The organism is Lactococcus sp. FSL W8-0209 (assembly GCF_038006585.1).
Taxonomy (GTDB): domain Bacteria; phylum Bacillota; class Bacilli; order Lactobacillales; family Streptococcaceae; genus Lactococcus; species Lactococcus lactis.
This window is the reverse complement of record NZ_JBBOVN010000005.1, coordinates 1-8,066: the sequence shown is the minus strand read 5'-3', so window position 1 is coordinate 8,066 and position 8,066 is coordinate 1. Positions and strand designations below refer to the sequence as shown.

At 31.9% G+C, this 8,066-nt stretch carries 7 protein-coding genes; all 7 read left to right on the top strand.

What is annotated here, in order from left to right; genetic code table 11:
* The first annotated feature begins 188 nt into the window (after nt 1-188).
* The 7 genes from MKX45_RS12455 to MKX45_RS12425 all read left to right on the top strand — a co-directional run bounded on the left by MKX45_RS12455 (nt 189) and on the right by MKX45_RS12425 (nt 7,746).
* Nucleotides 189-557, top strand: coding sequence for a cytochrome B (locus MKX45_RS12455; RefSeq protein WP_340817444.1), 369 nt, complete (start codon nt 189-191; stop codon nt 555-557).
* A 1,010-nt stretch (nt 558-1,567) separates the two neighbouring features.
* A complete protein-coding gene (locus MKX45_RS12450) occupies nt 1,568-2,728 on the top strand; it encodes a RepB family plasmid replication initiator protein (RefSeq protein WP_014386283.1) in 1,161 nt (386 codons plus the stop codon).
* A complete protein-coding gene (locus MKX45_RS12445) occupies nt 2,725-3,312 on the top strand; it encodes a DUF536 domain-containing protein (protein ID WP_310574213.1) in 588 nt (195 codons plus the stop codon). The genes MKX45_RS12450 and MKX45_RS12445 overlap by 4 nt, the downstream gene beginning before the upstream one ends.
* Nucleotides 3,300-4,433: a restriction endonuclease subunit S gene (locus MKX45_RS12440; protein WP_445667039.1), complete on the top strand. Its 1,134-nt coding sequence runs from the start codon at nt 3,300-3,302 to the stop codon at nt 4,431-4,433. Before MKX45_RS12445 ends, MKX45_RS12440 begins: the two co-directional genes overlap by 13 nt.
* Before the next feature lie 158 nt (nt 4,434-4,591).
* On the top strand, nt 4,592-5,173 hold the full coding sequence (locus tag MKX45_RS12435; RefSeq protein ID WP_311928278.1) for a hypothetical protein: 582 nt from the start codon (nt 4,592-4,594) through the stop codon (nt 5,171-5,173).
* Between the two features lie 158 nt (nt 5,174-5,331).
* Entirely contained in the window at nt 5,332-6,147 is an 816-nt protein-coding gene (locus MKX45_RS12430) for an EbhA (protein ID WP_258272646.1), read from the top strand.
* A gap of 1,032 nt (nt 6,148-7,179) precedes the next feature.
* Entirely contained in the window at nt 7,180-7,746 is a 567-nt protein-coding gene (locus MKX45_RS12425) for a hypothetical protein (protein WP_058211511.1), read from the top strand.
* Nucleotides 7,747-8,066 lie beyond the last annotated feature (320 nt).

Below are 8,066 nucleotides of genomic sequence, written 5' to 3'. Positions count from 1 at the left end.
TAAGGGTCATATTTAAAAGCTAAAATTGTACGTTTTAGTCAATTACATACAAGCCTATTTAAGGGCTTTTTCTATATTATTACTAACTCACGTTTAAAATCGCTTAGAAGGCAAACTATGAGCTTATAGGACTATTCAAAGCGTTTAGACTAAACAAAGTAGCCACGACCGTTAGGGAGTTCTTTTTAGTGGATGAACGAACAAAAAATCTCTCGTATTTTGTTTGTTCATCCATGGTTTTAGAAAAAAGAGGGACGATTTCGGAAGAAGAAAATCGTCTCTTTTTTTCTTCTTTTTGTATGACAAAAAGAAAGATCTTTTGCCCATTTTATTTTTATAAAATGGGTAGGTGGCGTTCGCGTAAAGCAAATCGACACAATCCAAAGGGGATAAAAGGGGAAAGTGAAACTTCCCCCTTTTCAAGCCACATTGTAATACAAGAACGAAGTGCTTTGTATTACAATGTGATAGCTTGCAGTATTTGTGGGTTTATATTCTCTATTTTGTTAGGGGGATTGCAACCGCATAGGGCGCAATCCTTATTACAAAATCAATGACAAAGGGCGATTGAGGAATGAGCGCTGAGGCATTTTATTTTTAAAAAAAATATTTATAAGTTCGAAATATGTATCACAACTTTAATACGTGCTATCCAACTTTAAGAGAAGAACATGGATTCTTAGAACTATTCTCTTTTTGGTTATTGCTGAAAGCAATTTCTGATACCTATTTTTTGAGCAAATTAACACCACTTTTTAGAGTGGTGTGTAAGTGCGCATTGTCCTTATTTCATTCGGACTTCTGAATTTTAAAAATAAAGATTTCATTTCTTAACTTCTCAATGCAGATATTAAATTATTTTATAAATTTGAGCGTACTTTTTGGAACTTCATTGTTTTTAAAAGCCTTTTGTATTTTAGATGGGCTTTTTGACGCTTTACAGACCTTTTAAGGAGTTTTAAAACGAATCAGGTAAACTTATTAGGACTAACACTTAAAAGGGCTTAGAAAGCAAAATATGAGCTTTTAGAATATCTCTTACTTTTATCTTTAAATAATCATTTTGCTATCCAGCGATAAAGATCAGCAAGTTCTATCAAAAGTTCTAATCGATTTTTTTATACCCTAGATAACCATATAAGACTTTCTAGGGCATTTTAATTTATTTCAGGTAACTTATTATGGGTATTGATAAAAAGTGCTTAGAAAGCGAATTAGGTCATTCTGTACTTTTATGGTTTTAATCTTTTGACTTTGGATTTTACATTTTTGAAAAAAATAAAAAATAGGCGAAGCCTATATATATATTTATCTTATATATTTTAATCTTTTGTTCTTTTGCGTGGAAAAAAAGGCTGTGTTTATATGGTTTCACAGAATTATAGCGGTACAAAAAACTGTGTATAGCGGTACAAAAAACTGTGTATAGCGGTACAAAAAACTGTGTTAGAAGGTACTTTACAATTGAACAGGTACCGCTGTTTTGATATAATAAAAACATAGAGAAAATACACCGCTAAATGACTTTCTCTATGCCAGACTAAAACACGCAAAGGAGCGTATTTACATGCCTATTATATCAGAAAAACAAAACAATCAAAAGCAGGTGCTAACCTTGAATGAACTTGAAAAACGCAAAGTCGTGGAGCATAACAGCTTGATAACCTCTATTGCTAAAATGGATAAAACGCCCTTGAAAATGTTTGAGTTAGCCGTATCTTGCATTGATACGGAAAAACCATTGGAAGACAATACGGTTTATCTTTCTAAAAGAGACCTTTTCGCTTTCTTTAAGGTGTCCGACAATGACAAGCATAGTCGTTTCAAAGAAGCGGTTGAGAAAATGCAAAAACAAGCCTTTTTTAAAATCAAAGAAAAAAAAGAACATGGTTTTGAATTTGAAAACATTGTGCCAATTCCTTACGTAAAGTGGACAGATTACAACGATGAAGTGTTGATTCGTTTTAGTCCTGAAATTATCCCTTACTTAGTCAATCTTAAAAAGAATTTCACGCAACATGCCTTATCGGATATAGCAGAATTAAATAGCAAGTATTCCATTATTCTCTACCGTTGGTTATCCATGAATTACAACCAGTACGAGCATTACAGCGTGAAGGGTGGACGGAGAGCCGACCAAGTAGAAAGCTATCGCAATCCCTCAATATCGGTTAAAGAACTAAGAATAATGACTGACACTATCAATGAATATAAAGATATGAATAATTTCACTAAAAAGGTATTAAACAAACCACTAGAAGAAATGAACGCTCATACCTCTTTTAACGTGACCTATGAGAAAGTCAAAAAAGGGCGTTCGATTGATTCTATTGTCTTTCATATCACGAAGAAACCAGTCGCACGAAATGACTTCTACAAGCTGGAAGAACAAGACCCTATTTATTTGCAGGATAAAGAAAATAAAGAACAAGCAGAAGAACTTTTAGCAGGGAAAGCATTAAAAAGTAAATACACGAAACTTTTGTTGGATAATATGCTATTAAGTCCTTATGAAATGACCGATACGTCACTTATGGCAGGATTGCAGGCGCACGTGTACCCTCTCTATGACGAGCTGAAAGAATTACGAGGGCTTAATGGCGTGAAAGAGCACTTGTCTTATGTTGCCAGCAAACAAGAAGCTTATTCCAAACGTAATGTAGCGAAGTATCTCAAAAAAGCCATTGAACAATACCTACCTACGGTAAAAAGGCAGGAATTATCATGAGTGAGAATTTAAAAACTATTAAGGAGCTTGCAGACGAATTTAACGTATCGAAACAAGCGGTCAGGAAAAGATTAACCGAAGAATTTAGAGCAAACCATGTGGAAACCGTTACTAGTAACGGAGTGAAAACTTTAGTAGTAACCTATACTGGATATATGTTGTTAAAACAACACTTTACCACTAGTAACACAACTGGTAACGACAAGGTAACCGATACTAGTAACCCCACAAATGCTGATTTATCTGTAGTTAAAATACTAGAACAACAGTTATTTGTTAAAGATAAGCAACTAGAAAATAAAGATAGCCAAATATCGCAAATGCAAAATCTTTTAGATCAGCAACAACGACTAGCCTTACAAGATAAAAAGTTGTTAGAAGAATACAAAGCAGAAAATGACAGCTTAAAATCTCTCCAAATGCCCTCAGAGGAAACAGAATCCAAACACTTAGACAATCAATATAAAGATGAAGTGAACGCTCTTAAAGAGCAGTTGGAAACTTTGCAGAAACAAATCAAAGATCAAAAAAGGATAGAAGAACAAGAAAAACCAAGAAAATGGTGGGGACTATGGCGAAAATAGATGATTCACTTAAAAAGAAAGTTCCAGAATTGCGATTTAAAGGATTCACGGATGATTGGGAAGAGCGTAAGTTGGGAGAATTATCTAATATTGTGGGCGGTGGAACACCAAGTACATCGAACTCTGAATACTGGGACGGTGATATTGACTGGTATGCTCCAGCTGAAATTGGAGAACAAAGGTATGTTAGTAAAAGTAAAAAGACTATTACTGAACTAGGTCTAAAGAAGAGCTCAGCTAGAATTTTACCAGTAGGAACTGTCTTATTTACTTCTCGTGCTGGTATCGGAAACACCGCTATATTAGGCAAAGAAGCTACAACTAACCAAGGGTTTCAATCAATTGTTCCTAATCCAAATAAACTTGATAGTTATTTTATTTATTCAAGAACTAATGAGCTTAAGCGATACGGTGAAGTCACCGGTGCAGGGTCTACTTTTGTTGAGGTTTCAGGTAAGCAAATGTCGAAAATGTCGATTATGATACCTGAACTTTCAGAACAAAAAAAAATAGGTTCATTCTTCGAACAACTGGATAATACTATCGCTCTTCATCAACGTAAGTTAGATTTGCTCAAGGAACAGAAAAAAGGCTACTTGCAAAAAATGTTCCCTAAAAATGGGGCAAAAGTTCCTGAATTGCGATTTGCGGGGTTTGCTGACGATTGGGAAGAGCGTAAGTTGGGAGAATTATCTAATATTGTGGGCGGTGGAACACCAAGTACATCGAACTCTGAATACTGGGACGGTGATATTGACTGGTATGCTCCAGCTGAAATTGGAGAACAAAGGTATGTTAGTAAAAGTAAAAAGACTATTACTGAACTAGGTCTAAAGAAGAGCTCAGCTAGAATTTTACCAGTAGGAACTGTCTTATTTACTTCTCGTGCTGGTATCGGAAACACCGCTATATTAGGCAAAGAAGCTACAACTAACCAAGGGTTTCAATCAATTGTTCCTAATCCAAATAAACTTGATAGTTATTTTATTTATTCAAGAACTAATGAGCTTAAGCGATACGGTGAAGTCACCGGTGCAGGGTCTACTTTTGTTGAGGTTTCAGGTAAGCAAATGTCGAAAATGTCGATTATGATACCTGAACTTTCAGAACAAAAAAAATAGGTTCATTCTTCGAACAACTGGATAATACTATCGCTCTTCATCAGCGTAAGTTAGATTTGTTGAAAGAACAGAAAAAAGGTTTCTTACAAAAAATGTTTGTATAGTGATCTTCTTACATTAATCACTTAGAAAAAAATATAAGGATTGGAAAGTTTAATATGAAGTTATCAGAAGTATGTTGTAAGAATTGTGGTGGATTATTAGATTTTGATACAGTATCACACATTAAAAATAGCCGTGTAGTCTGTCCTCATTGTCATTCCATTTATATCTATGAAGCTAAGCATTCTGATATTGGAGCCCAACTAGAGCTTGATGCTGAGCGTATCAGATTAGAAGAGGAAAAAGAAAACATTAAAGAATTCTGGAAGTTCAAAAAACTAAAGGAAGATCATAAAGTAGGATTTATCAGTTTACTTATTTTATTCAGCATTCTTTTAATTGGTTCTCTAGTTATGACTACGAATTATTTGATCGCTCATAGACCTGGTCAAATAGAATTACCTATAAGTGAAAAAAAACTACATGGTGAAAATTATAAAAACGTAGAATCCAAATTTGAAGATATGGGTTTTGAAAATATAAAATATGAAAAAGTGAGAGATTTAAAACTTGGATTATTTGCTCATTCAGGGGATGTTTCTGAGGTAACAATTAACGGAGACAATGATTTTAAGAAAGGTGATAATTACAATAAAAAATCAAAAATAAAAATATATTATCATGTTTTTCCAAAATAGATTTAATAATATATAGGGACTATAATTATATAATAACTCCTATAAAATCAAATAAAAACACCCCCTATAATCTAATCATAAGATTACAGGAGGTGTTTTTATGTTTTAGTGATATAATGGCTAATATATGGAGTGTAATTATATTTGAGGAGATACAAATGAAAAAAAGAATTACTATATTTTCTATGATAGTTGTTTTTGTCGGTATAGGATTAGGATACTACTTTGGAATTGTAAAACCACATCAGGAAGCGGTTGATAATTTTAATAGTGCTTATAAACCTATCAAAGAAAAAAATAAATCTTTGGATAAAATTATTCAAGATGCAGAAAAAAGTCTAAAAACTAACGAATTACCACTGGACAATTCAACTAAGGCGAACCTTGACAATGTTTTAAAGCAATCCCAGAATGATATGGTCATAGTTCCCAAAATCCCCACTAAAACTTCTGATATTAACAAATCAATAAAGGATTTGCCAAAAACAGTTGACTATAGTGATAACCAAAAAGAATTGAAATTGGCTTTATCTAATTTTAAAGAATCAATCAATAAAAATAAGTTGGTGACTAATCCATCTTCAGATTTTGTAATAAAAAAATTAAAATCGATACCTACCATTACAGGAGTTGAAGCAGTAACCGAAAGCAATGATCCCAATGGATCATTGAATAAACCTGGGGGGTACACCTCTGCTATTTATTTTACGGACTCTGAAGTACAAGATCAAATAGATGGATCAGATATTATTGCTAAAGGTACTGATGCAGGGGGACAAATTGAAGTGTACAAATCACCTGAAGAAGCGCAAAAACGCAATACTTATTTATCAGCATTCGATGGGGCAGGATTATTCAACTCTGGGTCTCATGAAGTTTGTGGTACATGTGTAATTAGAACCTCAAGTAAACTAACTGCAACCCAACAAAAAGAATTAACTAAAAAAATAGTTGATAGTCTAACTCAATTATAAAAAAATATGGTTCTGTTGCAAAGTTTTCCAAAAAATCTATTTTTGTGTAAAATTGAGAAAAAGGACAGAGAGGACAGAGTAATGAATCATTTTAAAGGCAAACAATCAAGATAAGAAGAAACGCTCTTCGAGCGTTTATAAAAAAGCCTAAAAGGCTTTTTTTTCTATTCTTCGCCAGAGGTGATGTTATCCTTAATAGATTTGATAGATTTTAATAGTGCGATAGCGAAGTGGGGACTGTCAACATGTGTTATAATGGCTATAATAGCCATCGCTCAAGCAATTCCAGTGGTTGATGCTATAGTTGATTAAGTAGTAGCTATCGTTGGATTAGCTATCGGAGGAGGCATCGATATAGCTGCGGTGTATGAATTATGTGATAATGTAATACGGTTGGTTGATGCTCAGATGAAGATAGAAGGTCAGTTTAATGCAATTCCAGGATAAAAAGAATAAAAAGTCAACCATAATACTTTACATTTTGTTTATTTGTTCCATTATCAGTTTAATTTTTTGTATTAAGTCATATGCACAAAATATTAGGTTTGGTGGAATGTGGTATATATTATCTGTTATCTCTTTTATATTTAGTATTGCTATATTCGTAGTACATGAAGGAATGAAAGAAAATTCAAAAGTTGTTATTGAAAAAAAATTAACTCCAAAATTTCTAAGAATCATAAGGATAATTATTTGGATAATGCTTATAGGATTTATATTTCAAAAAGTACTAGTGTATTTTATATATAGTTAACAAATAACTCCCACTTTTTTATTTGTAAATCTTATACAATGCTCTACTATATAGAGAGGAAAAAACAAATGAGACAAAGTAGTAATAAAAACAGATTAATTGTTATAATGCAATATATAATATTAGGCATCTTAGGAACGGTTGCATTTTATTTTTCAAAACCTCAATTTTTATTTTTTTTCATAATATTTTTCATTATAGGTTTAATATTATTAATACAAAACTATCACCAAAAAAAAAAAAAAAAATAAACCATATGTACTATAGGAAAAAATTTTATGATTAATGAAATTTTGGAAATAATAAATTTCAAAGGTTTTTTATCACTGCTTTGTTTACTTCTAATTATATTTTTCTTCATCTTTGAGCGATTTAATACTCCAAAATATAAAAAAACTAAGAATGTTAGAAGTGATTTAATCGATATTAGAGAAATTGAGGATGTGGTAATATCTGTTCTTGAATCATGGAACAAAAAGAATTTTTCTTCAGAAAAAAATTTTTATAGTTCTGACTTATTAAGAAAACAAGAAAAACATCTTGTAAAAAATGGTGTTCAAGATAAATCTGAAATGATTTGGGATGTAAAAGTTGAAGGATTAAATAATTTTACTATACATAAAAACAAAGTTACTATAGAAGTTTCTTTCATAGCCAGATTTAATTGTATATACGGTGATAATAATTACTTACTCGGAATTGCACCGTTTGATTTCAGAACATTTATCAAGACTGAACAAACTGAGGAAGAAAATCGCTTCAATGTAATAAAAGATGTTCAAAAATGGCAGTTTATTTTGGAAGATGGACAATTGAAAGCGGATAAATTTAATTTAAATTTTTAAAAAATAGTAATGTTCATATTTGTAAACATATCTGATTGTGGACTATTATCAAATAAATAGACATAAAAAAGAAAAGCTTCTAATCATTTTTCCTTTTTTATCAGATGTTCAGAAAATGTCCATTTTCTGAACACCCTTCTTTTCTTATTAAGATTATTAAAATCATTTGTATTTATTGTTCATTAAGCCGTAATTTATTCTATGTTCATTTATATAAGTGCTTTCAAGTTATGGTACAAACGAAAAAACAGCTCACAACTTAACAGTTGTGAGCTGTTTTTTGAATGCTGATGAATAGTGAGGTTAGAGCAGGTCATAAG